This window comes from Crateriforma conspicua, from assembly GCF_007752935.1.
Lineage (GTDB): Bacteria > Planctomycetota > Planctomycetia > Pirellulales > Pirellulaceae > Crateriforma > Crateriforma conspicua.
Genome location: NZ_CP036319.1, coordinates 1,170,038 through 1,196,115, shown reverse-complemented (window position 1 = coordinate 1,196,115; position 26,078 = coordinate 1,170,038). Strand labels below are relative to the sequence as shown.

The window sequence follows — 26,078 nt, the reverse complement described above, 5'->3', positions numbered from 1 at the left end:
ACGACGATGTTGCGGCTTGTTCATCGCCGTCGCACGCGGCATCGTGTCGTCAGTCGTCTTGGCATTGGATGAAGGTTGCCGCAACGGGATTGACGCTGGCCGCGCCGAATCATCATCCTTTCTGGTGATCCGCGCCCCCGTAACGCGCGGACAGATTCGATGACCACCCAACCGGCCCCCAATTCCATGAGCACGGCTTCCGCTTCCAACATTCAAATTCAACTTCCCGACGGCAAACTGCTGACGCAGCCGACCGAAACGACCGCGATGGACGTGGCTTTGGGAATCAGTGAGGGGCTGGCGCGCAGCGTGATTGCCGCGGAAATCGATGGCCGTATCATCGACGCGGACCGGCCTTTGGGTGACTTTGCCGATGACGATTCGCCGGTGCCCCTGAAACTGTTGACCTCACGCGACGCATCGGCACTGGACGTTCTGCGCCACAGTGCCGCACACGTGATGGCGCGGGCCGTGATGCGTTTGTACAAAGGCGTCTCGCTGGCGTTCGGCCCGACGACGTCCGGAGGCTTTTATTACGACTTCGATCTGCCCGAGAAAATCAGCGAGGATGATTTTCCCAAGATCGAAGCCGAAATCAAAAAGATCATCAAGGAAAAGGAACCCTTTGAACGGTTCATCCTGCCGCGCGACGAAGCCCGTTCGCTTTGTGAAAGTCTGGGCCAAGATCTGAAAGTCGAGCACATCGACACCGGATTGGCCGACCAATCGACGGTCAGTTTCTATCGCCAGGGCGAATTCGTCGACTTGTGCCGTGGGCCTCACATTCCCAATGCGGGCAAGATCAAAGCAATCAAGCTGATGAGTGTCGCCGGCGCGTACTGGAAAGGCGACGCGTCGGGACGACAGCTGCAACGTTTGTACGGCACCGCGTTCTTTGACAAAAAGGAACTGAAGCACTACCTGGAACAACTGGAAGAAGCCAAACGCCGCGACCACCGCGTGCTGGGCAAACAGCACGGGTTGTTCGCGATCAATCCCGAGGTCGGCCAAGGGCTTTGTCTGTGGCTGCCCAAGGGGGCTCGCGTGCGTGTCGCGTTGGAAGACTTCCTGCGCAAGGAACTGCTCAGCCGTGGCTACGATCCGGTGTACAGCCCGCACATCGGTCGCGTGGACTTGTACGAAACCAGCGGTCACTTTCCCTATTATCGCGACAGCCAATTTGCACCGCTGTTCGGCAGCGAAGTCGGCGGCATGCTGGACGCGTGGAGCGAACGGCTGGAACGTGGCGAAATCGATGCCGACGGCGAAGACAAATTGATCGCCGCGGCCGAAGTGTTCGGCGTCAAGTTGCCCGATTACAAGCCGTCGATGTCGGCGGACAAGAAACGCGAGGTGTTGCATCGCTGGCAAGTGGAGCATGAACGGTATCTGTTGAAACCGATGAATTGCCCCCACCACTGTCACATTTTCGCCGCACAGCCGCGTTCCTATCGCCAACTGCCGCTGCGGCTGTTCGAATTCGGTACCGTTTACCGGCACGAACAAACGGGCGAACTGAACGGGCTGTTGCGGGTCCGCGGATTGACCCAAGACGACGCGCACATCTTCTGCACGCCGGACCAAGTCGAAGCCGAATTCCGTGCGACGATCGATTTGACCAAGTTCGTGCTGAAGTCCGTTGGCTTGGACAATTACCGCATCCAGTTGTCACTCCGCGATCCCGACAGCAGCAAGTACGTCGGTTCGGAAGAAAACTGGGATCGTGCCGAAGCGGCGCTTCGTGGCGTGTTGGAACAGTCCGAAGTGAACTTCAACGAACAGCCCGGCGAAGCCGCTTTCTACGGACCCAAAGCCGACTTCATGGTCAGCGACTGTATCGGCAGGTCGTGGCAACTGGGCACGGTCCAACTGGATTACAACCTGCCCGAGCGATTCAAGCTGGAATATAACGGCAGCGACAATGCCGCCCACCGACCGGTCATGATCCACCGTGCACCGTTCGGTTCGCTGGAACGATTCACTGGCATGTTGATCGAACACTTTGCCGGCGCGTTCCCGATGTGGTTGTCGCCCGAACAGATCCGCGTCTTGCCGCTAAGCGACAAGTCCGCCGAATACGCGGTCGCGGTCGCCAAACAGTTCGACGACGCGGGGCTGCGTGTGACCGTCGACAACAACGACGGAAAGATCCAGGCGAAGATTCGCAACGCCCAATTGGACCTGGTCAATTACATGGCCGTTGTCGGGCCCAAAGAAGCCGAAGCGGGCAAGGTCGCGCTGCGTGACCGGATCGACGGCGAACTGGGAACGATGCCGGTCGCCGAAGCGATCGCAAGATTGACCCAAGAAGTCAAAGATCGGGTCGTCCGACAAGCGGTTCAATCCGGCGTCCCGGCGGTCGCCGTTGATTCGGGCCAGACCGGTCACGAGTATTGATCGATCGCGTCAGTCTTGATCAAGCGAATCCGATTTGCAGAACCGATTCGGCGTCACAATCCGATGCCGCGTCGGTATCCCGGCTGGGTCAGCAAGTCGATGTGTGTGTCGGGCACACGTCGCGGTCGGTGCATCCGTAACACCCACGATTGCCCGCTTGGCGGACGTGGCGGGGATTGGGACACACACGTTGCGATTCGGCTTGCCCCGGGATTCCCGCGGCACCGGATCGACCGGCCTTATCGCGTCGCCGTGCTGCGACCGTTTTGTGCGGCCAGCTGCAGGTGACCGTAAAGCGTTTGATTGCGGCGAACGATGTAGAATTTCGCACGCGGTCCGGGCTGCATTTCCGGGTGTCGCAAGATGTCGGCCAAGTCTTTCAGCCGTGCGGTTTGCCACTCGTGAATGCCCAACAGGATGTCACCCGAGGCGATGCTTTGTTCGGCAGCCGGGGAACCGGGACGCACCCGAGTGATATACAGGCCGCCGCCGTAACTGGTTCCCAAGCGGCGATTCAGCTGCTGCATCGATGATGCCGCCATCGGCTTGGCTTGGATGCCGATCACGCTCCAGGCCAGTTCTTCGGTCGTCTGGGGCTTGGCGATCGACCGTCCCGACTGGTCCAAAGCAAACATCATGTCTTGGCCTTCACGCTGGACTTCGATTTGAATCGATTCCCCAGGCTCGGATCCCAAGACGGCCAGCACATAATCCAGTTGATCGTCGACCTTGGTTGAACCGACGCGGACCACGCGGTCGCCCGGCTTCAGTCCTTCCCGTGCGGCAGGGCTGCTGGCGGTGACATCGGTGACGGTGACTCCATCGCCATCGCGGGGTCCGCCGTCGGTTCGAATTCCAAGGGCAACACGCTGAGCATTGTGCTGCTTGATCATTTCGGTCACCGTTTCGACGACTTGGTCGATCGGCAAGGTGAACGCGATCTGTGACGCACCCACACGAACGGCGACGTTGACTCCGATGATTTCGCCATCGATGTTCAACAACGGCCCACCGGAATTACCCGGGTTGATGCCGGCACTGATTTGAATCAGATCGACGTAGTCCTGGGTCTCGTTGACCGGAACATCGCGGTGCAGGGCGCTGATGATGCCTTGGGTACATGTGTGGTAGTACCCAAACGCGTTACCGATGGCAATCACAGTTTCACCGACCATCAGGTCTTCGCTGGTGCCACGCGGAATGGTCGGCAACGGTTTGTCGGTGTGGACCTTGATCAACGCCAAGTCATTGCGAACGTGCGAAGCAATCAAGTCGGCGTGCGTGTTGGTGCCGTCTTGTAACGTCACGCGAATGTCGTTGACGTCTTCGACCACGTGATAGTTGGTGATCACGTAACCACGGGGGTCAACGACGACGCCGGTGCCCATGCCGTTGACTTGCCGGAACGAATCCTGGCTGTTGGCCCCGACCATGCCGGCCGCGGTCGTACGAACGGTCTTTTGGCCATGGATATTGACCACCGCCGGTGAAGCGCGACGGATCGCGCGGACCGTGGGCGTCATCCGTGCGTCAGAAATCGATTCTTCTTCGGCAGCATGACAGGACCGCTGTGTTTCCAGGCCGGCCGGGGCGCCCACCGATGACACGATCGACGTGGTCGACGCGAGGATCATGCCAATGGCAATCCGCCGTGCCAGGGACAGCTTTGTGGTCAATCGCATAGATCCCCGCACCTACCGCATGCAGCCTCATTGAATGTCCGCCCGAAGACCAGACCTGCGGCCCGGCTTCGGCCGACCTACGGGGTTTCCCGCCGGCCGGCAAAATCGCGTGATGGAGAATCCGGCTCAGCCGACATCCCCGTCACGGGCCTTTGCATCGGTACATTCCGCTCAGACGCTTGATGCCGCTCAGAGTGCCCCGCAAGGTTTACCAGGCTTAACAACGAAGCCGCGACGACGGGTCCAAAAGGGTGGCTATGAACGGCCACGGGGCGGATATTTCGGGCGAATCAGGGCACTTTGATTCAACCGCGTCGGTCACACAGTCCGCCTGCAAAGAGACGCCCACCGACGGGAAACTGGCCCTCCGGTAACAGGACCGCCAAGCGGGGCGAAAGCACGCCCCGCGGACCCTAAGATTTGATTTCGCCGGCGACGGCCCTTTAGCGAACGACCCTCTAGCGAACGGCGGGGCCGACCACCGCGGGGACGTTGGTCGTCACCCCTGATGCCCCGAGCCGGGCGAAGTACTGCGCATCGGCCGGATCGTCGATCGTCCAGACGTGAAAATCGTCGCAGCCTCCGCGACGAAGCTCTGCGATGAAGGCGTCATCAATGACGTCGCGTTTGCCGTGCATGCCCACACCGTCGGCCGACGTTTCTTGCACGGTTTGCGCGATCTGTGCCGCGGTGGGTCGAACAACACCGTCGTCTCCCTGACGAAAACTGGTCAGCCAATGAACGGGGATCTGGGGCAACAGTTCCTTGCACTTGGCGACCGTGTCTGCCTGGAACGCGATGATCAACAAATCGATCTGGCCGTGATGCAGGCGGTCCAATTCGGCTTTCAGCGGAGCAACGATTTCGGGACCGACCTTCAGCTCGATCACAAAACGCTTGCCTTCCGGCACGCTTTGATAGACCTGTTGGAAAGTCGGGATGACCGTCCCGCGAAACTCGGGTGCTTTCCATTGGCCGTATTCCAGGCCGCGCAGTTGGTCCAGCGTGCAATCCTTGACGACCAACTTCTTGCCGCCGGTCCGCTCGGTGTCCTTGTCGTGGTGACAGACGATTTGTCCGTCGATGGTCAGATAGAAATCGCCTTCGACACCATCAGCCTGTTGTTCGAATGCCAATTCGAATGCGGGCAGCGTATTTTCAGGGGCGTCGGCCGATGCGCCGCGATGGGCGATCACCAACGGTGTTTCAGCAATGGTCGGATGAACAGTCACAAAGGCAAGCGTGATCGGCAGGGCGAATCGCAAACACGCCACGGCGGGGCGGCACAAAATCGTCGTGTCAAAGATCATGGGGTCCAGCGTTTCCAATAGTCCGCCAAGGAAAACCGCAGGTCGTCACGGTGTTTGTCGATCGACCGGTTCAGCTTGTCGGCAAGTTTCTCGTTCAGTTTGTCCAGCCAGAATCGCTTCAAATTCCGTTCGACGACCGTCCCGATTTCCTCGGCCACTTCGCCGCCGACGTGGCTGACCCGATGCAGGTCAAACGAAACCAGTGTCAGCTTCGCGGCCGCCACATGCGGTGCGATCACCAGGGCCGGCGGAAGTTCGGTGTAGTCGGTCGCGAAATCAACGCCCATGGTCGCATCAATACGGACCTGCATGTTGCCATGCGTGGTCAAGCTGTACCATTTGACGCCCAGATTCCAGCGCTGCAATTGTGCCGTGAAATCCAGTGGCGCCGATGCAACCACATCAATCCACCACCGTTTTTCTTCTTGTCTTAACGACCGGACCTCGATCTGAACGGGCAACCGTGATCCCGGGCGGTGGTCGCGGGCCCAAGCGGGCCGGTCGGTCTGTCCAGGTGAAAAGATTTCATAGCGGAACCAGCGGCCGTGTTCCTGATCGTGCCACTTGCGATGGGTCCGCAGCTTCAGCCCGTCCAGTTTCATGTCGACACCGGCCCAGACACGCTTCACGCGTCCCCAATCCTTGTCACCTCGGTACACGGGCGGCAATTGGCCCAGGCCCCAATTGACCAACCACTGAACCGAATCGCGGACTTCGGTGTCCGAAACCACGGCGGGTGAACCGGCGACCGAAGAATCGATCGCTTGTTGGCCCAGCGACAGACGCCGATTCCCGGCGATCCAGGCGGCCGCCAAGGCGACCAAGCGGCGACGATTCAGCCAGGTCGTCAGCGGGTTTCCCCTGACAGCACGGCCGGGCGGATCCGAGACACGCGAGCGGTCGCTAGGCACAGAATTCGGTGATCCTGACACGGCATCGGACTCCTTGTTTCGCTGACAGTCGGCCACGCTTGGGCGTGTATCGCAGAAGCCCGCTGGGGGTGTCGAGCCCGCTGTTGTCGACCTCGCCACGCCGCGGCAAACCGCTCGGCGTCCCGATTGACCCAAAATGGCCGTCCGAACGGCCGTTGACATCCCGCCACTGACAGTTGACAGTTGCGGGAATCCTTCCTGTTTTTCCACCCGGAACCGACCATCGACCCATGCCCGACGGCTCATCGTCCACACCGCAGACCCTTTTGGACAAAATCTGGGACCAGCACGTGGTCCACCAACCGGAAAGCGGTCCCGCAATTCTGTACATCGACCTGCACTTGGTCCACGAAGTCACCAGCCCCCAAGCGTTCGAAGGCTTGCGGATCAACAACCGCAAAATCCGACGCCCCGAACGCACGCTGGCCACCCCGGACCACAACGTTCCGACGACCGACCGCAGCCTGCCGATCGCCGATCCGATCAGCAAGAAGCAGATCGAAACCCTGCGTCAAAACTGCCAAGACTTCGGCGTCACCCTGTTCGACATCGGCGACGTCCGCCAAGGCATCGTCCACGTCATCGGCCCGGAAAACGGCTACACCCAGCCCGGCATGACGATCGTTTGTGGCGACAGCCACACGGCGACCCACGGGGCCTTCGGCGCACTGGCCTTCGGCATCGGCACCAGCGAAGTCGAACACGTGATGGCAACCCAAACGTTGCTGCAATTCAAACCCAAGACGTTCGAATTGCGGGTCGACGGCGAATTGGCCCGCGGCGTGACCGCTAAAGATTTGATCCTGTACCTGATCGGGCAAATCGGCACCGCCGGCGGCACGGGATACGTCTTGGAATACACCGGCGATTGCGTCCGCGCTCTTTCGATGGAAGAACGCATGACGGTGTGCAACATGTCGATCGAAGCGGGTGCCCGCGCCGGCATGATCGCTCCCGACGAAACCACGTTCGAATACCTGCGTGGCAAACCCGAAGTCCCGCAGGACTTCGATGCCGCCGTGCAGCGTTGGCGCCAATTGGTGACCGACCCCGGTGCGTCCTACGATCGGTCCAACGTTTACCAAGGTGCCGACATCCAGCCACAGGTCACCTGGGGAACGAACCCGGGCCAGGTCCGCAGCATCACCGATCCGATTCCCGACCCGGCCGACTTTGACGATCCGGTCGAACAAAAATCAACCGCCCAAGCACTGCAGTACATGGGGCTGACCGCCAAGACGCCGATGACCGACCTGACGCTCGATCGGGTCTTCATCGGGTCGTGCACCAACGCCCGCATCGAAGACCTGCGTGCCGCGGCAGAGGTCGTCAAAGGTCATCGCTGCAGCGATCGCGTCAACGCGATGGTCGTTCCGGGCAGCGGCCAGGTGAAGACTCAGGCCGAAAAAGAAGGCCTGGACAAAATCTTCCGCGAAGCGGGCTTCGATTGGCGGGAAGCGGGTTGCAGCATGTGCCTGGCGATGAACCCCGACAAGCTGTCACCGGGCGAACGATGCGCCAGCACCAGCAACCGGAATTTCGAAGGCCGGCAAGGCAAAGGCGGACGGACCCACTTGGTCAGCCCCGCGATGGCAGCCGCCGCAGCGGTCGAAGGTCATTTCGTCGACATCCGCCAATGGGATTATCGATAGGCCGAAATGCCACAGCGGCCCGATCGCGCATTCGCCCGGGCCGTGATTCGCCCAGCACGGCAACTTCCGCCGCTTCAATCGTTCGCAACCACAACCGTTTCCGATCCGACATGCAAAACTTCACCATCCACACCGGCGTGGTCGCGACCCTGGATCGCGCCAACGTCGACACCGATCAGATCATCCCCAAACAATTCCTGAAGCGTATCGAACGCACGGGATTCGGCCAGTTCTTGTTTTATGACTGGCGTTATCTGGACGACGGCGAAACCCCCAATCCGGAATTCGAACTGAACCGCGTCAACGTCAAAGGCGCGTCGATCTTGGTCGCCGGACCTAACTTCGGCAGCGGCAGCAGTCGCGAACACGCCGTTTGGGCGTTGGACGATTACGGCATCCGTTGCGTCATCGCGCCTTCGTTCGCCGATATCTTCTTCAACAACTGTTTCAAAAACGGTTTGTTGCCGATCGTCTTGCCCCAAGCCGATGTGGACGAACTGTTCCAGCGGACCGAAGCTCATTCGCCGTATCAATTGACGGTGAACCTGGAAGACCAAACGATCACCGACAACAAAGGCTTTGATCGTTCGTTCGAAGTGGACGAAAGTCGCCGGCACAAACTGTTGCACGGCCTGGACGATATCGCTCAAACCTTGCAGCACGAAGAAAAGATCACGGCCTACGAAAACGCGCGGACTTGGTGATCCGGCTATGCTCGGACGATTCGTCGCGGTGGTGTTAGCCGCTCTTCAACTTGTAAGCATCACGGACGCCGCCGAACCAAAAACCCAAGCCAGCGGACAGACCGCCGGCCAAACGTGGTCGATTGCCCAGACATGGGAAATCGACGACGTGCCGGCCTCGTTTCGAGTCGGCTTTTGTTTGCTGACCAACGGCACGAATCAATACGTCGCCTATTACAACGAAGACCATCAAATGGTGGTCGCGTGTCGTCGCCTGGACGAAAACCAGTGGGATCGTGTTGTCTTACCCAGCAAGGTCGGCTGGGACAGTCATAACTACATCACAATGGCGGTTGATAACCGGGGAAACCTGCACGTTTCGGGCAACATGCACGCTGTGCCACTGATTTACTTCCGCACGGATGTTCCCGGTCAGATTCAAACACTGCGGTCAGCGGCAATGACCGGGGAAGACGAAGATCGGTGCACCTATCCGCGTTTTTTGCAGGATGCCAACGGGAACCTGCTTTACACCTATCGTTCCGGTGGCAGCGGCAACGGGCGGCGTTTGTACAACCGATTCGACAGCGAAACCGGCCGCTGGCATCGGTTTCTGGACGTTCCCCTGTTCGACGGATTGGGGCAATGCAACGCCTATCCGATCGGACCGGACCAAGGGCCCGATGGCCACTTTCATGTGTCCTGGGTTTGGCGAGACACACCCGATTGCGCGACCAACCACGACCTTTCCTACGCACGCAGCGTGGACTTGAAACACTGGGAAACCGCCCACGGTCGACCCCTGCGATTGCCCCTTACCCCTGATCAGACGGCTGCGGTCGTTGATCCAGTTCCGTCCGGTGGTGGGATCATTAACAGCGGGATTCGGATGACATTTGACCGGGGAAACCAACCGTTGTTGGCGTATCACAAACGTGATGCCAATGGACACATGCAGGCGTATGTTGCGACGCCTCGCAAGGACCGCTGGCTGTCACATGCGATCACCGATTGGGACGAACCCATTTTGTTTGCCGGTCGTGGATCAATGCCGTTCATCGGCATCAAAGTCTCCACACCAAAGGTGGTCGACGAAAAATCAATCGTTGTCGGGTTCCAGCATCAAGACCACGGCAGTGGCCGAATCGTTTTGGATGCGGAAACTCTGCGTCCAGTCGATCGGAAAGTCACGATTGAACGTGAATTTCCACCAACACTTAGCCGAGTGCGGATCGCCTTTCCCGGCATGCAACATCGCTTGGCAACCGACATTGGCGCATCACCTAATGCCGACGAACGCTATGTACTGCGTTGGGAAACCCTGGGGTCGCATCACGACCGTCGGCCGCCCGACCCGCTGCCGCCGCCAAGCAAGTTGCAACTGGTGCGACTGGTTCGCGCGGCGACGCGGGATTGATCCGAATCAGGAACAGGTCGGGCGGAACCCAACCACCTCTACGTTTGTTCTAAACGGGCAGCTTGCCGAAGCTTTCGATTTCTTCGGCGGTGAATTTCTGTCCCAGTCGCGCGCCCATCTGCGACACGATGCGAGCCGCCGCGTGGGAAGCCAGGTGGCCGGCCTGACGCCAATTCATGCCGCTGGTGATGCCGTACAACATCGCCCCGGCGTACATGTCACCGGCACCGGTGGTATCAACGGCGTCGACGACAACGCCTTCGATCGGAAACGCTTCGCCACCGTGCATGATGATCGAACCCTTCGGTCCCAACGTCAGGGCGACGTTTTCACAGTGCTCATGAATCTTGCCCGCCGCGACGATCGGATCCTCTTCACCGGTCAGACTCTTGGCTTCTTCTTCGTTGCAGAAGAACAAATCGACCGGTCCGGTGATCAAGTCCCAAATCTCGTCACGGATCATGTTCACCAGAAACGGATCACTTGCGGTAAACGCGACTTTGACGCCGTGCTGTTTCGCCAATTCCATGGTCCGGTAAGCGGCCTGCTTGGTGCCATCACCGGGCAACAAATAGCCTTCGACATAGACATACTTGGATTGCCGAATCATGTCATCGGTGACGTCTTGGTCGCTGAGCGTCGCCGAAGCCCCAAGGTTGGTCAGCATCGTTCGCTGTGCATCCTCGGTGATCAGGATCGCACAGGTACCGGTCCGCACGCCTTCGGTCGGTTCGACATCGATACCAATGCCAAGTTTCCGCATATCGTCCAGAAAGAAGTCGCCGATTTCATCCTGGCCGATCTTTCCCAGAAATGCGGCGGACCCGCCAAAGTCGGCCAAGGCCACGACGGTGTTGGCCGCCGACCCGCCGGCGCAACGATTCAGGGGCGTCCCGTCGACCGCTTTCAACACGGCCGCTTGGCGGTCATCGTCGACCAGCGTCATGACCCCCTTATCCAATTCCAGCTCGGACAAAATCGCGTCACCGACACGGGCCTGGATGTCGACCAAGGCGTTGCCCAGGGCGAACACGTCGTACTTCGTCATCAAACAATCAATCGGGTTTTCGGACCGGACGCTCCACCAACCGGCACGGGAAATCGGGCGGCGACGATGGACCGGCGGAGCGGCGGTGAAGATCGTCGGCCTAGAAACGTGACGGCTGGCAGCCTAGTGACATCCGCCGCCGACATGAAGGGATGGACACCACCAGGGCGAGGGCAGATTTCCAAAATTTTGGCCGACATGCTGAATTTTTGTGACCTAGGTTTCGAGTGAACGCAGATCTTCTGCGGTCTTCTCACACGCCTAGTCGAAACAAAAATCACCGGAGCATTCATACCATGAAACGCTGCAAAAAGTCAGGTTTTTCGCTGCTTGAAGTCATCGCCGCCGTCATCATCCTTGCCGTCGTTGCAGCCGCCACGGTGGCAACGGTCGCACCGATGCGGGCCAAGAGCGAAGAAAAGATGGACGTCCAAACCAAGGCTTCGTTGGACGCGATGAGCCAAACCTATTTCCTGGAAAACCAAGCCTTTCCCCGCAGCGTCAACAACTTGGTGACCTCGGGCTATCTGAAGAACGATACCCAGGCGGAACAAGACTACGTGCGAGGGTTGAGCCGCAAATGGAAAGTCGACCGCAACACCGGTGAGTGGACCGAACGCTAAGACCGCCTCTGGCGAATCTTTGCCCCACACATCGACGAAAGAAGTCCGCCCTGGGCATGTCTGGCATCTCCGTGTCCGGACGGTCCCTGTGGCGGACTTTTTCAATTCATGGTCAATCCACAGGCTCTGTCCCGCTTGCCCGGCATGTTGTTTCGAACAATGAACCACACGCACCGCACGACCGATCCGGCGCCCGCTTTGCGGCACCCGCCAAAGCATCGACGTGTCGGCATGTCGTTGATCGAAGTCACCATGATCTTGATCGTCATCAGTGGTGTTGCCTTGATCGGGATGACACAACTGGACGGACAATGGTACGCCCGACGAAACGTTCGCGGCGACGCCGAACAATTGCGTCAGGCACTGCGCACGATTCGCAACACCGCGATCGAACAACAAGCCGATGTTCGGGTGACCATCGATACACGCAACGACCAGTGGCAGATTGACCAAGCCGCTGGACCAATGGGACCGGCCAAACAATGGACGATCGCCCTGCAGTCAACTGCCAGCCTGCGTCCGACCCGAAACAACGTGACCTTTTACCCGACCGGTTCGGCCGATCGCGACGTCCAACTGCGTCTCAGTGACGGCACCGTGACCGACGAAGTCCGCATCACCGCCGTTTCAGGAACGATCCAATGACCCGATGTCGTTGCAATCATCGTCGCGGCGCCACGCTGATCGATGTCGCCGCGGGCAGCATGCTGCTGGCGGTCGTCTTGATCCCGTCGGTCAAAATGCTTCAGCAGAACGAAAGCCTGCACCGGAGATCGTTGCTTCGCGAAACGATGCTTCATGAAGCCGAACAGTTGCTGGAACAATCCAAAATCCGCCTGACCGATCCGTCGGTCTTCGATTCGACATTCCGGCGGAGCCGCCCCGTGGTTCAAAACCTTAGCTTGACCGCAACGGACGGTCCGTCGCTGCGTGCGACATTGACAACCGCCGCTGACGCGACGCTGCCCGCGGGAATGGAAGTGATCACCATCGATGCTCTGGTGTGGCGAGACGTCAACAACAATCGACGTTGCGACATTGATGAACCGGCCGAATCCTTGCGAACGCAAAGGGCCGCGCCATGACGACACGCAAAGTAGTGCATTGCGAGACAACGCCGGGCCTTGCAAAGGCCTGCCCACCGACGGGACCTGTCCGCCCACCTCGTGCCGGCATCAGCATCCTGGAAGTGATCGCTTGCACCATGATCGTGGCCGTCATGATGGTCCCGATCGCCGGCGTGATGCGCTCAAGTTCTCAGGCAATCGCCCGTGCCCAAGGCGACGGCAGCATCGAAAGCCAGGGTCGACGTTCGCTGCGATGGCTGGCAGATCAAATCCGTATGAATCCACACACTCAAGTGGTTTCCGGGGGACGTGCCTTGCGGATCACGACCCTGGCCGGTCGCACCGCCTTGGTTCGCATCAGTCGCAGCCAGTTGGTCATGGACGATGGCATCGCCACCACGGTACTGGCGGAATCGGCCAGTGCTTTTCGTGCAACCGAATTGAAATCGACCGCGACGGGCAATCCGGTCGTGGGGTTGGAATTGCAACTGGACATTCGCGATCCGGCGACTCGGGTTACCAAGTCGGCCGCTATGACGGTCGCCTTTTAGGACCACCAACATGCCTGCGCACCGCCAACAATCGACACTTCGATACCGTCATCGCCAGGGCGGTGCGGTTTTGCTGTGCACCTTGGCCGCGGCTGTTCTGTCGATCAGCGCGATTGCCATCCTACGTGCCGGCACCCACCAACGCGGGCGCATCGACAGCCTGCGTTCGGCGGCCCAGGCTCGCCAAACCGCTGCCGGCCTGATTGCCCGTGCCGAAGCTTTTGTGCAACAAGACACCGCCTTTGCGGGCAACGTGGTCGATCCTACGGCGATGATTCCGGGTTCCTTCGCCGTGGTGACCAATGATGGCATGGGCAATGTGACCATCGCCGCCTATCTGTATCCCGGTGCAACCGCTGCGGCGGCGGCCAAACGCATCACGCTGCCCTGATCTGGTCGGCCAAACGGCGGGTTTGCATTTGACGAGATTTCCCCGTCGCGACGGCTGGTCTGTTATCTTCACAAGTCACCCGCGACGCGATCATCCGTCACGGTCCGGTATCGACACTGCATTCGGCTGACGCCAGTCCCCGTCTTCGTTGCCCCGCCTTCTTCGCCCCACCTCCATCGATCAATACTTGCCATGATCTTGCGCCCCAAGGTTTGCTTGTACACGCTCGTTTTGTTGTCTTTGTCCACCGGATTGCTTTGGCCCAGTGCGACATCGACACAGGCACAAGACGCTTCATCGCCCAACTTTGTGGTCTTCATCGCCGATGATGCCGCCTGGGACGACTTCGGTACCTACGGCAACGAAACGATCCGAACGCCCAACATTGATGCGCTGGCGGAGAACGGCCTGCGGTTCGACCGCGCCTATTTGACGTGTTCGTCGTGCAGCCCCAGTCGCTGTTCCATCCTGACCAGCCGATACCCACATGCGACCGGCGCGGGCGAACTTCACCTTCCTTTGCCGGCCGATCAAGTGATGGTCACCACACCACTTCGGGAAGCCGGCTATCACACCGTCGCCGCCGGAAAGTGGCATCTGGGAAACGATGCCAAATCGCAGTTTGATCGTGTCTTGGATACCAATGGTGGCCCCGGCAACAACGGTCGCTGGGTCGAAGCGGTTACCGATCGTCCGGCGGACCAGCCCTTCTTTGCGTGGTTGGCCAGCAGCGACCCACACCGCGGGTATCAGCCCGGCGCCGTGGATCCGCCACACGATCCGGCCAACGTTCGCGTCCCCGCAATTTTTCCCGACACCCCAGCCGTTCGCGAAGACATCGCGTTGTACTACGACGAGATCAGCCGTTTCGACCAGTACATCGGCAAGGTGGTTCAAACCCTGGACCGGCAAGGCGTGCTGGACAACACCGTGGTGTTTGTCATCAGCGACAACGGCCGTCCGTTCCCGCACTGCAAGACGCGTGTCAACGTCGACGGCGTGCGGACACCGCTCGTGGTCCACTGGCCGGCCGGACTGAAAGCCACAGGATCAACCCAAAGTCTTGTCAGTGTGATCGATCTGGTCGCGACCATGGTGGATTTGGCAGGCGTCGACCGACCGTCGACCTTCCAGGGCGTATCAATCCGCCCAATCCTGAACGACTCCGATGCAACGGTTCGTCGCTTTGCGTTTGCCGAACATAACTGGCACGATTATCGGGCACGAGAACGAGCCGTGATCACGCAGGACCACCTGATGATCCGCAACGACCTGCCCGAGTTGCCCGCGACACCGCCGGCGGACGGGGTTCGCAGCGCCACATACCAGGAAATGCAGCGACTGCGACGCGAAGGTCGCCTGACGGGACCGCCCACCGACGTTTTCGTGATCCCGCGACCACGTCTTGCCCTGTACGACGTCGCCGCCGATCCGCATTGCTTGGATAATCTGTACGATCGCCCGGCCATTGAATCGGTGCAGCAATCATTGCGATCGGCGTTAGACGCCTTTGCCGACCTGACCGCCGACCATTTTGACGGCAACGCCGAAGGTCTGACGCCAGACGGATTTGATCGCGAAACCGGACTTCGGTTACCCGCCAATCAGCGATCATCTGGCAGCAAGCGCAAGAAGCCCGCCGCAAAGTAGCCATTCGCGATTCGCCCACAGGCCGTGACGATGCCGCTTACAAGTAACGTGCCAGCGGTCCGCCACGAGTCGCCCGCGCGTCCACCTTGGCCGTCACCTGGGGATCTTCGATCAGCGGCGGTGCGTGAAAGTCTTTGCTTCGGGCATCGATCACCAATGGCCCCACGCACCCCCAATGCTTGTGAACGATCGCGGCGCCGACCCCGGCGATGTCGACCGCGGGATTGCTGCGGGTGAACGTCAGCCAAAGCCAGTTGTCGATCGTCTTTGCGGCGAAATCCGAATCGTCGACGACGGTGATCAGCGGCCAGTCACGCAGCGATTCGTCGGGCTGTCCGCCTGGGCCGCCAGCCAAACTTTCGCACAGCCGCCGCAGATCGTCGGCCGCCGAGTCCACACCATGTCGCGGACCGCAAATCGCCAGCACGCCCGGTATAACAATCCGAGGATCCGAAAACCCATCAGGTAGTTTCAGGTCCGCGGGAACCTCCGTTCCAAGCGTTCGCACCGGAGCCCCCGTCGCAGCAACGACGACTTTGGAACCTTGATTGAATCCATGACCGCTGTAATCCAGCGTGTCGATCGTGGTCTTGGTTTGGAAGTGCAAGTCACGACGCCAATCAACGCGGCACAACATGTGATTCATGAACGATGCGATGTCGTGAATTTCCAACGTCTGATCGGGATCGTCGGTAATCCATAAGTATTTGGCCAACGACAACTGACCATTGCCCAAAATGGCATTCGCCTGGGTCAGTAATTCCTGAGGCTCGCTTCGTTCCATGTAGGGCATGTAACGTTCGCTGCCGATGGCCAACAACAGCGGATGGACGCCGGCCGCATCGACCGCGTGAACCGCCTTTACCCCCGGAATGACCGTGGGGATGATCGGATCGGTCAATTCGTGAATCAGCTGACCAAACGTGGTGTCTTCCTGAGGCGGACGCCCGACCACGGTGAAAGGCCAGATGGCGTCATTGCGGTGCCAGACGTGCTGGACACGAAGCACTGGGTAATCGTGCCGCAAACTGTAATAGCCCAAGTGGTCTCCAAAGGGGCCTTCGGGTTTGGTGCGACCGGGATCAATCGTTCCCACAATCGCAAAATCAGCATCGGCATAAACTGGTGCGTGATCACCCACGATCATGCGAATCCGGCGACCGGCAAGCGCCCCGGCAAACGTCAGTTCCGTCAATCCTTCGGGCAATGGCATCACCGCCGCCAAAGACATCGCCGGGCTGCCGCCGACGGTGATCACGACCTTTAACGGTTGGCCCAGGTCGAGCGCACGGCGGTGGTGCACCCCGATGCCGCGATGGATCTGATAATGCAATCCGGTTTCACGATCCGTTTCGTAATCGTTGCCGTTCAGCTGGACCCGATACATTCCCAGATTGATCTTCATCAGATGATTCGGTTGATCCGGATCACTGCTTAGGACCTGTGGCAGCGTTACAAAGGCACCACCGTCATCGGGCCAGCATTTGATCGGCGGCAATTTGGACAATGCCGTTTGGTGTCCCATCACCGCGCCACGGCGGACCTTACGAGGCAACATTCGCAAAGCCGTCACGGGAACACCGGCGTAACGTAGCGGCCGTTTGGGCAACGCGGACGGATCCACCTTCATTTCAATCAGCCGGCGAACCGATTCCAGCGTGCTGCGAAACAGATAGCGTGCCTGGTCCAAGGAACCGAACAGATTCGAAACCGCAGGAAACTCAGTCCCCACCAAACGCTGAAACAGGATCGCGGGACCCCCGTTGGCATAGACGCGGCGCTGGATCTCCGCAGCCTCCAAATGGGGATCCACCGGATCGTCGATCTCGATCAACCGACCGCCGGCACGAAGGTCGTCTACAACGTCACGGGTACTTCGATGCTTCACGATCGGGAATCTCTTGCACGTACTGTCGATCGCCCCCGTGTTTGTCTTTCACCCGCGCCGCCAACTGGCGGATTTAATCAGGGGGGGAGCTGGCTGTGATAACCGTTACCGCGGCGCTACACTAACGCGTCGGTGCCCCCGTTGCGATGCCCGGATCCGTTTCACCGTGCAACTTTTCCGACGCCGATTGCCTTTGACGCCCCTGCCGGTCCTATGCCCAACAGCCTTCCGTTGCCCACGCCCAAATTGAACGCCGTTTCTGACCTTGATGGTCGCTGCGATTGCCTGGTCGTCGGTGTCATATCGGGCACCGATGCCATGCGGCAGACGCCTAGCGTTTCGGCGACGCAGCGGCAACTGATCGACGACTGGATCGGGCGAGGTGAAATCAGCGGCAAATGCGGCGAAGTGTTCATGGTCACCACCGGCGATGCCGATGTGCCGCTGATCATGACCATCGGAACGGGTGCCAAGCAACAGCGGTCCGATGGATTCGATCTGGCTGCAACGGCAATTCGCAAACTGACCAAACGTCAGCGTCAACGCGTGGTGATCGACGCCGCAAGCTTGGCCGCCCCCGAAAACGTCGATGCCGTGGTTGCCGGTGCTTTGGCCGGGTGTGAAACGCAGGGCATCTATCAACAGGGTGACACGCCCCAATTCTATGTCCCGACACAGATCGACTTCTTGGGTACCGGTCAACGACAAGTGGCCACGGGAAAGATCATCGGGGACGCCGTCAATCGGTGCCGACGTTTGGTCAATGAACCGGCGGGCATCCTGTATCCCGAAAGCTTCGCCGCTCGGGCACAATCGTTCGGCGGCGAGGTCGGGCTTGAGGTCGAAGTCTGGGACGAACACCGTTTGGAATCCGAAGGCTGTCGTGCGATCTTGGCCGTCGGCCAGGGTTCCGCACGCCGACCGCGACTGGTCATTCTTCGGCACAACGGGGCCGCCGACCCCAATGAGGCGCCGATCGCACTGGTCGGCAAAGGCGTCACGTTTGACAGCGGCGGTCTGTCGCTGAAACCCAGCGAAGGCATGGTCGACATGAAGTGCGACATGGCCGGTGCGGCCACGGTTGCCAGCGTGATGCGCGCAGTGGCCCAACTGAAAATCCCACGGAACGTCATCGGGTTTTGCGGGTTGGCCGAAAACATGGTCAGCGGGTCCAGCTACAAACTGGGCGACGTGATCGAAACGCGGCAAGGCACGACCATTGAAATCTTGAACACCGATGCCGAAGGTCGTGTCGTGTTGGCCGACACGTTGGATGTCGCGGTCGGACACCAACCACAAGCGATGGTCGATCTGGCGACCCTGACCGGTGCCTGTATGGTCGCATTGGGGCGTGAAGTCACCGGCCTGATGAGCAACCGGGATGACCTGTGCGGCGAAGTTCGTGTGGCGGCGGATGCCGAAGGCGAACCCGCCTGGCAATTGCCCATGTTTTCGCTGTACGACGAGAAGATCAAAAGCAAAGTCGCGGACATCAAGAATGTCGGCGAAGGACGCTGGGGCGGTGCTATCACGGCGGCCAAACTGCTGGAACAATTTGTCGGCGATACCCCGTGGGTTCACATGGACATCGCCGGCCCGGCATTCGCCGATTCGCCGCTGCCCCATCGCGATGCCGGAGCAACCGGGGCGATGGTCCGAACGCTGTTGCGCTGGATCCAATCACGCTGAAACCACCACGGTGATTACGATTCCGGGCCGTAGGCATTCGCGATCACTCGCGCGCAGTCACGAACATACGTCTTCGGACTGACTTGATGCACCTGTTTGTTGACGCCGATCAAACGGGGCCAGAATTCGTATTCCATCAACATTCCGATGAACTGCGAACTGGCCACCTTGGGACGCGGGACGTTCAACATTCCCGCGTTCTTTGCATCGGCGAACCACTGCGTCAGCTGCATCGTGATCGCGTTGGTCGTCTTCTCCAATGCACCGCTGGCATGCGGAGCGTTCATTAACCGGGACAGCACCACCCGCGCCAGATCTTGGAACTCGGGTTCCCCGATCGCCGCAAAGATGTTGTCACCGATGGCCCGCAATTGCGATTCGGCCGACTTCTTTGATTCGAACTCGAATTCGGGAATCACATCGGCAAGCTCGGCGATCCGCTCGATGATGACCGCGAACAAATCTTCTTTGCCGGAAAAATGGTTGTACACCGTCCGCTTGGACACCCCGGCGGTGGCAGCGATCTGGTCCATGCTGGTGTTATCAAACCCCCGCCGCTGAAACTCCTTCACCGCAGCTTCCACGACCGATCGCCGCTTTCGATCGGTAAGCTTCTCCGCCATATCCCGCCCCATCTTTCGCCTTGCCATAACTAAACCGAGTAGTATACTTTTCGGCACGACGAAAGTACACCGCTCAGTTTACTTCGTCGACTCCGAGCGGTGGCGTCTGCTGTTCCGCTGACCGCACGCGACAGGTTGTCGCGGCTTCCATTGTTTCGCCATTTTGCGTTGACTGAAACCGTTTCATGCATGGAAATCTTGGGCCCCGGTGGGCAATCGCGACGGTCTTTGTGTTGGCGGCCCTGGGCTGTGAAGAACCGCCATCCCTGCCGACCGAGAAAACGCCCCTGCCGGTCAGCGTCATGACGCTGACGCGGAGCACGCCGGATGTTTCTTTTGCCGCATCCGGCACCGTAAAGTCTTGGAAAACAGAATCCATCGGCTTTGAGATTCCCGGTCGGGTCCAGTGGGTGCTGGAGCCCGGCCAGAACATTTCCGGTCACGTCGAAGACGCCGACGGCAACGTGATCGCCGAAGGCACGCCGCTAGCAAAGATCGATCCGGCCCGATATGAGGTCGCCGTTGCGTCGGCGGAAGCCGATTTAGAAGTCGCCAAACTTCAGGAGGAGATCGCGGAGATCCGTTTGAAGGAAACGTTGCCCGCGGACATCCGATCGGCCGAAGCGGATTCGAAGCTTGCCGACGATGAATTCAAACGGGCATCCCAGCTGCGACGCCAAAGCGCGATCGCCGAAGCCGAATACGACGCAGCCGCCAATCGGGTCGCCCAAGAAAAAGCGAGGCTGTCGTCGCTGAATTCGACACTGAAACAGGCGTCGGCTGAACTGCGATCGGCCAAAGCCAACGTCCAACGTGCCCAGCAAGCATTGGCCGATGCACGTCGTGATTTGAAAAACACCGTTCTATACGGCGGATACCGAGGGCAAATTTCCGAAGTCGACGTTGTCCCAGGCAGCGTTGTCAGTGCGGGATCCCCGGTTCTGAAACTCCAGATGATGGACCCGATCAAAATTGAAATTGAGGTGTCCGCCGAACAGTCACGACGTCTGCGGCGCCGGCAACAGGTGCCCGTGACGTTTACCGACACGTCGGGAAAGCCACAAACCGTTTTTGGTCTGGTGTATGTCATCGATCCCAGTGCGGATCCGGCCACACGTACGTTCACGGTCACGTTGTTGGTCCTGAACTCGCAATACCGCGATCCGCTGCCGAAGGGAATCCAAGGCAAACATGTCGCCCGCACACAAGACGTCTGGCCGCTGGACGTGAATTCGATCATCGGTGTCGAACCGGGGACTCATCTGGTCGAAGAACAGGCGATCGAAACCGTTGATGGGCAACACTTTGTGTACCTGATGACCAATGCGGTCAAAGGCCAGTCGATCCCGGACATTGTCAAACTGCAGCGTCGAGAAGTCGAAATGCTGCCACTGCGGATCCCCTACCTGGGCAACTGGGTGTTTCGCCAAGTGCGTTTTGTGGAAACGCCACCTGGGCCCGACAGTTTGTTGGCCGGCGCACTGGAATTCCCCGACGAAGACAGAGATCAATGGAACGGCTGCAATTTGGTGTTTGACGCCGGTCCCCAGTGGATGCTGCGTCCGGGCGATCTGGTCAGTGTGAACCTGTCGACTCGCAAAGCCGAGGACGGATTTTTCGTTCCGCTGGACTGTATCCACGAAGAATCCGGCACCACGTCGCTGTTCGTTCTACATCGCGAAGGGGACCAGGAGATCGCTCACCGCGTGAAGGTCAACGTGATTTTGCCCGATCACGTCGAAGCGGGGACGATGGTGCAAGTACAAGCGATTGAACCGGAGTCCATCACCGCAGGGGATCAAATCATTGTCGGAGGCGTCCACTATCTGAATGACGGCCAGGTGGTCACGGTTCGTAAAGGAGAATCGTGGTGAATCTGTCTGCGTTATCGGTCAAATACCGTCCAATCGTCTTTTCGCTGATCATCTTGATGATGGTCTGGGGGACGATCACGTTTTTCACGATGCCACGTCGCGAGGACCCCGAGTTCACCATTCGTGTTTGCGTGGTCACGACCAGTTGGGCGGGTGCACCGGCCGAAAAGGTCGAAGAACTGGTCACCGACAAACTGGAAGAGAAGATCGTCAGCTTGGAGGAGGTCGAAACGATTCGATCGACATCCAAAACGGGCCAGTCGATCATCTTCGTTGAATTGAACGACGACATTCACCCGTCAGATATCCAAAACGTTTGGGACAAAGTTCGCGCTCGGGTGGAACAGGCCGAAATGCCGGAGGACTCCGTCGAACCTGTCGTCAACGACGAGTTCGGTGACACGGCGGTTCTGCTACTGGCCGTCCACCAAAAACCGCTTGAAGGTGATGACGACATTCCGCCGGAAAACCGTTATACACCGCGTCAGTTGGAACAATTTGCCGAGCTGATCGAAGACGAATTACGGTTGCTGTCCGGTGTGGCCAAAGTCGAAAAATTCGGCATCCAGAAGGAAGCGGTTTATATCCAAACGGATCTGGGAAATTGGGCCCAGCAATCGTTGACCACATCACGATTGAAGCGGTTGGCGTCGGAGCGGAACATCATCAAGCCCGGCGGGCAACTATCCACCGACGATGGTTTTTTCACCGTCAAACCGGGCGGCGAGTTTGACGCAATAGACGAAATTCGACAAATCGCCAGTGTCGTGCGAAGCGACAAGGATGGCGATGAAGGCAACAGCGTCACGCTGTCCAATCTGGGACTGACCGTTCAACGATCCTATGAGGATCCGCCGGCGTATCTTTGCCGATTCGGCAATCGTGATTATGCGACCACGGCGGTAACGGTAGCGGTCACGATGCAATCGGGGTCAAACATCATCGACATTTGCCAGCGCAGCCTGCAACGCGTCGACGAACTGACGGAGATCGAACAACGATTGCCCCCGGACGTGGTGGCGACCGCCATTTCCAACCAAGCGATCAATGTCGAATCGAAAATCTCCGACGTCATCGTCAACGTGATCGAAGCGATCCTGATCGTGGTGCTGGTCGTCTATCTAGTGGTCGGGGCACGAACCTCACTGGTGATGGCGGCGAACATCCCTGTCGTCGTGATCACATCCGTGGCGATGATTTCGATGATGCATGTCCAGCTGGAACAGATTTCTCTGGCTGCCATCATCATTTCGTTGGGGCTGTTGGTCGACAACGCGGTTCAGGTTTGTGACCAGGCAAGATCCAATCAGATCGCCGGGCTGCCACCATTTCGTGCGGCCGTCGAAGGCGCCAACACGCTGGCGATTCCCATGTTGGTCGGAACGCTAACAACAATGGCGGCGTTCATTCCGATGCTGTACGCATTGAAGGGCGGGGCCCGCGAATATGTGTACAGTTTGCCGGTGACGGTGGCGACGACGCTGGGAATCAGTTGGCTGATGGCCATGACGTTCTGCGTGGTCTTGGCGGGGCTATTCATTCGAGCACCGAAAAATCACGCGCCCGCATCGCCACCCATTCGTTGGTACATGCTGCTGCGGAACCGATTGCCGGAAACACTGCGGCGTCTTTTCCCCCAACCATCGACTGCCGGCGAATCGACGATCCAACGTTTGTATGGCCGTTCGCTGAAGTTTGCGCTGCAATACAAATGGTCGACATTGATTTTCACGCTGATGGCCAGCATGACCGTCTTCATGTTGCCGGTCAGTTCCGAATTTTTCCCGGAGGCGGCACGCGACCAATTTGCGGTCGAAGTCGAGTTGCCCGAAACGGCCACGATTCAGCAAACCGATGCGATCACTCGTGAAGTCGAAGACGTCATTCGACGGCTAAGTCCCGTGTCGCCCGACCAACAGATCGGCGAACGACGGGAACGCTTGAGTGTCATGCGAACGTTGGTCGGCGGTGGGGGATCGCGTTGGAATTTGACATGGGAACCGGAACCTCAGAACCGATGCTATGCCGAGATCCTGGTTCAAACGACAAACTGGCAATACACGGCAGATTTTGTGGAAGAAGTCCGCATTGCCTGTCATCAAGGTCGCCCCGACTTGGGCATCGAACCCATCGTCGGCGCCCGAGTGGTGCCGCGAAAGCTCGCGCTCGGGCCACCGGCGGATCCGTTGACCTTCCGGATTATCGGAAATGGATTCGCCGATCCGGCGATGCTGCGAAGCATCAGCAACCGGGTCAAGGCAATGGTCAGGCAACAACCGGAAACCTGGAACGTTCACGATTCGTGGGGAACCAACGGGTACCAGATTCAGGTGGATGTCGATCGTGACCGAGCCACCTTGGCGGGAGTGACCAATGCCCAGATCGCCGAAACGTTGAACAGCTATTACTCCGGATTGAAACTGACCACGTTTCGCGAAGGCGATCACCAAGTCCCGATCTACTTCCGTTTGCGACCGGAGGGTCGACAGTCGGTCCGCGGCCTACAGGAATCTTTTGTCGAAGGCGACGCCGGAAAGGTGCCGCTGGAATCATTGGCCGACTTTCGGTTCTCCTGGCAACCCGAAAGGATCGAACGGCGGAACATGAACCGGACGATCGAGGTTTCGTCACGTGTGCTGCCCGGGGTGCCGGGTAACGACATCGTGCTGCGTGTGTGGCACAGCGATGCGATGAAAAAGTTGAAGGACGAATTGCCGGCCGGTTATGACATCGAACCTGGTGGTGCCTATGAAGAAAGCATCGAATCGGGCGGCCAGATGTTGCAGTCGTTCGGTTGGTCGTTCGTGCTGATCGTGTTGTGCCTGGTGTTCCAGTACAACGGCTGGGCAAAGCCATCGATGGTTTTATGCACCCTGCCGATGGCGTTGGTCGGGGCTTACCTTGGCTTGGCGTTGACCAACAACACCTTAGGGTTCATGCCGCAATTGGGCATCCTGGCGTTGTGCGGGATCGTGTTGAACACGGCGATCATCTATATCGAGTTTGCCGACATTCTGATTCGAGAACACTTTGCGTCTTCGTCAAAGCCCGATGCCGAACAGAAGATCGACCACGACGTTTTTCATCAGTGTCTGATCGATGCTGGCAAACAACGGATGCTGCCAATTTTCTTGACCACCGCGACGACCGTTGGCGGTTTGTTGCCGTTGGCTATTTCGGGCGGACCGCTTTGGGTGGGCTTGGCCTGGTGCATGATCAGCGGACTGATTTTGACGACATTCCTGACGCTGTACGTCTTGCCCGCTTTGTATGCGGTCCTGGTCGAAACCTTTGGAATCCGCCCGGTCCCGGTGGAGTCCACGGAACTGGACACCGTGGCGACGTCCGCGTTGCCGCAACCGTCGTGATCGATCAGGCCTTGGCCGACTTGACCGGCCAGAATCGTTTCCAACCACTTTCGTTGGCGCCCGCCGCTTCGTCGCCATCGACGGCCTCGGTGCTTTGAGGCGGCTCAACGATCTTGTGCGCCATTTCGCGATACGCTTGTGTGATTGCGGCCTTGGGGGCTTGGGTCACCAAAGGCACGCCGTTGTTGCGGACCTCGATCATCGTGCGATAGTCGTTGGGCAACAGAGCAAAGATTTCACGGCCGAGAGTTTCCTTGGCCTTCTTCAGACTGATCTGGCCGCTGTCCAAGCCGGCGCGGTTGACAACGATTTCGACTTTGTCTTGCAAGCCTTCGGTTTCGTCGAAGCTCATCATCAAACGAACGACGTTTCGCAGACAGGGCAAATCCAATTGGGTGACCAAGATGACACGGCTGGCCGATTCGATCGCCACCATGTCGATCGGGCTGTACGTTTTCGACAGGTCGACAATCAGGTGCGAAAACGAAGCCTTCATCAACCCCATGACCTTCCGCAAGCTTTCCGGATCGATCACTTCGGTGTCGCGCAGTTCAACCGGTCGCGGCAACAGATACAGTCCGCTGGAGTGCTTGGTCAGCGACTTTTTAAGCAACTGGATGTCCAGACGCGAAATGTTCTGGACCACATCGGCCAGGGTGTAGTCGGGAATCGCATCCAAAAAGACGTCGGCATCCCCCAGGGCCAGGTCCAGGTCGACCAAAGCCACGCTGTTCTTGGGGTCTTCGGCCAGTACACAGCCCAGGTTGACTGCGACGCTGGTCGTCCCCACCCCACCGGTCGCACCGGCGACGGCGATGATTTCGCTGCCACGACCGCCACGTTCGGCGGAACCAAATTTCTGCTGGCTGACACGCTGTAGTGCCGATGCCAGTTCTTCTTCGCTCAGTGGCAGCGTCAGAAATTCACGAGCACCGCTTCGGATCGCGGTCAGAATCAGTTGCCCGTCGTTGCTTTCACTGGCGGCCAAGATCACCGTGTCGGGCGATGACCGGGACAGTCGCGAAATCAGGTCGATGGCTTTGTTTTGGTCCGAGTCCAGGTTCACCACGCCGACATCAGGCGACGTTTGGTCGACGATATCGGGAAAGAATTCGTAGCGTGAACAATCGGCTTCCAACCAAACCGTTTCTAGCCCCAACAACATCGCTTTGACGGTTTCACGAGTCGAATCGTTGGGATCGACCAGTGCGAGTCGCAGTACGTTGCTCATGG

At 58.9% G+C, this 26,078-nt stretch carries 20 protein-coding genes; 13 read left to right on the top strand and 7 right to left on the bottom strand.

What is annotated here, in order from left to right; translation table 11 throughout:
- Positions 1-186: 186 nt before the first annotated feature.
- Positions 187-2,397, top strand: coding sequence for a threonine--tRNA ligase (gene thrS / locus Mal65_RS04360; protein WP_145304646.1), 2,211 nt, complete (start codon positions 187-189; stop codon positions 2,395-2,397).
- A gap of 239 nt (positions 2,398-2,636) precedes the next feature.
- Here thrS and Mal65_RS04355 read toward each other — a convergent pair whose 3' ends face one another.
- The 3 genes from Mal65_RS04355 to Mal65_RS04345 form a co-directional block, all read right to left on the bottom strand.
- Positions 2,637-4,079, bottom strand: coding sequence for a trypsin-like peptidase domain-containing protein (locus tag Mal65_RS04355; RefSeq protein WP_145294032.1), 1,443 nt, complete (start codon positions 4,077-4,079; stop codon positions 2,637-2,639).
- Positions 4,080-4,537: 458 nt separating this feature from the next.
- Entirely contained in the window at positions 4,538-5,389 is an 852-nt protein-coding gene (locus Mal65_RS04350; RefSeq protein WP_145294029.1) for a glycerophosphodiester phosphodiesterase family protein, read from the bottom strand.
- A complete protein-coding gene (locus Mal65_RS04345) occupies positions 5,386-6,321 on the bottom strand; it encodes a hypothetical protein (protein WP_165701059.1) in 936 nt (311 codons plus the stop codon). Before Mal65_RS04345 ends, Mal65_RS04350 begins: the two co-directional genes overlap by 4 nt.
- A gap of 230 nt (positions 6,322-6,551) precedes the next feature.
- Here Mal65_RS04345 and leuC point away from each other — a divergent pair, with 230 nt between their 5' ends.
- The 3 genes from leuC to Mal65_RS04330 all read left to right on the top strand — a co-directional run bounded on the left by leuC (position 6,552) and on the right by Mal65_RS04330 (position 10,073).
- Positions 6,552-7,973 (top strand): 3-isopropylmalate dehydratase large subunit, encoded by a 1,422-nt coding sequence (gene leuC, locus Mal65_RS04340; RefSeq protein ID WP_145294023.1) that lies wholly within the window; start codon positions 6,552-6,554, stop codon positions 7,971-7,973.
- Positions 7,974-8,083: 110 nt separating this feature from the next.
- Entirely contained in the window at positions 8,084-8,677 is a 594-nt protein-coding gene (gene leuD, locus Mal65_RS04335) for a 3-isopropylmalate dehydratase small subunit (RefSeq protein ID WP_145294019.1), read from the top strand.
- Between the two features lie 7 nt (positions 8,678-8,684).
- Positions 8,685-10,073: a BNR repeat-containing protein gene (locus Mal65_RS04330; protein WP_145294017.1), complete on the top strand. Its 1,389-nt coding sequence runs from the start codon at positions 8,685-8,687 to the stop codon at positions 10,071-10,073.
- 49 nt (positions 10,074-10,122) lie between these two features.
- Here the strand turns inward: Mal65_RS04330 and Mal65_RS04325 are convergent, their stop codons facing one another.
- Entirely contained in the window at positions 10,123-11,121 is a 999-nt protein-coding gene (locus tag Mal65_RS04325; RefSeq protein ID WP_145294014.1) for an adenosine kinase, read from the bottom strand.
- A 296-nt stretch (positions 11,122-11,417) separates the two neighbouring features.
- Between Mal65_RS04325 and Mal65_RS04320 the strand changes: the two genes are divergently transcribed.
- From Mal65_RS04320 to Mal65_RS04295, 6 genes are all read left to right on the top strand, one after another.
- Complete coding sequence (locus Mal65_RS04320; protein WP_145294011.1) at positions 11,418-11,744, top strand: prepilin-type N-terminal cleavage/methylation domain-containing protein; 327 nt, start codon at positions 11,418-11,420, stop codon at positions 11,742-11,744.
- 144 nt (positions 11,745-11,888) lie between these two features.
- Entirely contained in the window at positions 11,889-12,389 is a 501-nt protein-coding gene (locus Mal65_RS04315) for a GspH/FimT family pseudopilin (RefSeq protein ID WP_231131278.1), read from the top strand.
- On the top strand, positions 12,386-12,829 hold the full coding sequence (locus Mal65_RS04310; RefSeq protein WP_145294005.1) for a hypothetical protein: 444 nt from the start codon (positions 12,386-12,388) through the stop codon (positions 12,827-12,829). Before Mal65_RS04315 ends, Mal65_RS04310 begins: the two co-directional genes overlap by 4 nt.
- Complete coding sequence (locus tag Mal65_RS04305; RefSeq protein ID WP_165701057.1) at positions 12,826-13,362, top strand: hypothetical protein; 537 nt, start codon at positions 12,826-12,828, stop codon at positions 13,360-13,362. The genes Mal65_RS04310 and Mal65_RS04305 overlap by 4 nt, the downstream gene beginning before the upstream one ends.
- Before the next feature lie 10 nt (positions 13,363-13,372).
- Positions 13,373-13,753, top strand: coding sequence for a hypothetical protein (locus tag Mal65_RS04300; RefSeq protein WP_145293999.1), 381 nt, complete (start codon positions 13,373-13,375; stop codon positions 13,751-13,753).
- Positions 13,754-13,945: 192 nt separating this feature from the next.
- Positions 13,946-15,403: a sulfatase family protein gene (locus Mal65_RS04295; protein WP_145293997.1), complete on the top strand. Its 1,458-nt coding sequence runs from the start codon at positions 13,946-13,948 to the stop codon at positions 15,401-15,403.
- Between the two features lie 37 nt (positions 15,404-15,440).
- Here the strand turns inward: Mal65_RS04295 and Mal65_RS04290 are convergent, their stop codons facing one another.
- Positions 15,441-17,291, bottom strand: a complete 1,851-nt coding sequence (locus Mal65_RS04290; RefSeq protein ID WP_145293994.1) for a UbiD family decarboxylase — start codon at positions 17,289-17,291, stop codon at positions 15,441-15,443.
- A gap of 213 nt (positions 17,292-17,504) precedes the next feature.
- Between Mal65_RS04290 and Mal65_RS04285 the strand changes: the two genes are divergently transcribed.
- Positions 17,505-18,980 carry a leucyl aminopeptidase gene (locus Mal65_RS04285; RefSeq protein ID WP_145293991.1) on the top strand — a complete coding sequence of 492 codons (1,476 nt, stop codon included), beginning with the start codon at positions 17,505-17,507 and terminating at the stop codon, positions 18,978-18,980.
- A 14-nt stretch (positions 18,981-18,994) separates the two neighbouring features.
- Here the strand turns inward: Mal65_RS04285 and Mal65_RS04280 are convergent, their stop codons facing one another.
- Positions 18,995-19,603: a TetR/AcrR family transcriptional regulator gene (locus tag Mal65_RS04280; protein ID WP_165701056.1), complete on the bottom strand. Its 609-nt coding sequence runs from the start codon at positions 19,601-19,603 to the stop codon at positions 18,995-18,997.
- A gap of 185 nt (positions 19,604-19,788) precedes the next feature.
- On the opposite strand from Mal65_RS04280, the gene Mal65_RS04275 reads away from it, so the two are divergent.
- Complete coding sequence (locus Mal65_RS04275) at positions 19,789-21,477, top strand: efflux RND transporter periplasmic adaptor subunit (RefSeq protein ID WP_145293986.1); 1,689 nt, start codon at positions 19,789-19,791, stop codon at positions 21,475-21,477.
- Positions 21,474-24,845, top strand: a complete 3,372-nt coding sequence (locus Mal65_RS04270; RefSeq protein ID WP_145293983.1) for an efflux RND transporter permease subunit — start codon at positions 21,474-21,476, stop codon at positions 24,843-24,845. The genes Mal65_RS04275 and Mal65_RS04270 overlap by 4 nt, the downstream gene beginning before the upstream one ends.
- Before the next feature lie 4 nt (positions 24,846-24,849).
- On the opposite strand, the gene Mal65_RS04265 is transcribed toward Mal65_RS04270, so the two are convergent.
- Entirely contained in the window at positions 24,850-26,076 is a 1,227-nt protein-coding gene (locus Mal65_RS04265; protein WP_145293980.1) for an AAA family ATPase, read from the bottom strand.
- Positions 26,077-26,078: the final 2 nt, after the last annotated feature.

Coding starts and splice junctions, on each gene's coding strand:
- thrS (WP_145304646.1), top strand. CDS start 187: ATGAGCACGGCTTCCGCTTCCAACATTCAAATTCAACTTCCCGACGGC.
- Mal65_RS04355 (WP_145294032.1), bottom strand. CDS start 4,079: ATGCGATTGACCACAAAGCTGTCCCTGGCACGGCGGATTGCCATTGGC.
- Mal65_RS04350 (WP_145294029.1), bottom strand. CDS start 5,389: ATGATCTTTGACACGACGATTTTGTGCCGCCCCGCCGTGGCGTGTTTG.
- leuC (WP_145294023.1), top strand. CDS start 6,552: ATGCCCGACGGCTCATCGTCCACACCGCAGACCCTTTTGGACAAAATC.
- leuD (WP_145294019.1), top strand. CDS start 8,084: ATGCAAAACTTCACCATCCACACCGGCGTGGTCGCGACCCTGGATCGC.
- Mal65_RS04330 (WP_145294017.1), top strand. CDS start 8,685: ATGCTCGGACGATTCGTCGCGGTGGTGTTAGCCGCTCTTCAACTTGTA.
- Mal65_RS04325 (WP_145294014.1), bottom strand. CDS start 11,121: ATGACGAAGTACGACGTGTTCGCCCTGGGCAACGCCTTGGTCGACATC.
- Mal65_RS04320 (WP_145294011.1), top strand. CDS start 11,418: ATGAAACGCTGCAAAAAGTCAGGTTTTTCGCTGCTTGAAGTCATCGCC.
- Mal65_RS04315 (WP_231131278.1), top strand. CDS start 11,889: ATGTTGTTTCGAACAATGAACCACACGCACCGCACGACCGATCCGGCG.
- Mal65_RS04310 (WP_145294005.1), top strand. CDS start 12,386: ATGACCCGATGTCGTTGCAATCATCGTCGCGGCGCCACGCTGATCGAT.
- Mal65_RS04305 (WP_165701057.1), top strand. CDS start 12,826: ATGACGACACGCAAAGTAGTGCATTGCGAGACAACGCCGGGCCTTGCA.
- Mal65_RS04300 (WP_145293999.1), top strand. CDS start 13,373: ATGCCTGCGCACCGCCAACAATCGACACTTCGATACCGTCATCGCCAG.
- Mal65_RS04295 (WP_145293997.1), top strand. CDS start 13,946: ATGATCTTGCGCCCCAAGGTTTGCTTGTACACGCTCGTTTTGTTGTCT.
- Mal65_RS04285 (WP_145293991.1), top strand. CDS start 17,505: ATGCCCAACAGCCTTCCGTTGCCCACGCCCAAATTGAACGCCGTTTCT.
- Mal65_RS04280 (WP_165701056.1), bottom strand. CDS start 19,603: ATGGCGGAGAAGCTTACCGATCGAAAGCGGCGATCGGTCGTGGAAGCT.
- Mal65_RS04275 (WP_145293986.1), top strand. CDS start 19,789: ATGCATGGAAATCTTGGGCCCCGGTGGGCAATCGCGACGGTCTTTGTG.
- Mal65_RS04265 (WP_145293980.1), bottom strand. CDS start 26,076: ATGAGCAACGTACTGCGACTCGCACTGGTCGATCCCAACGATTCGACT.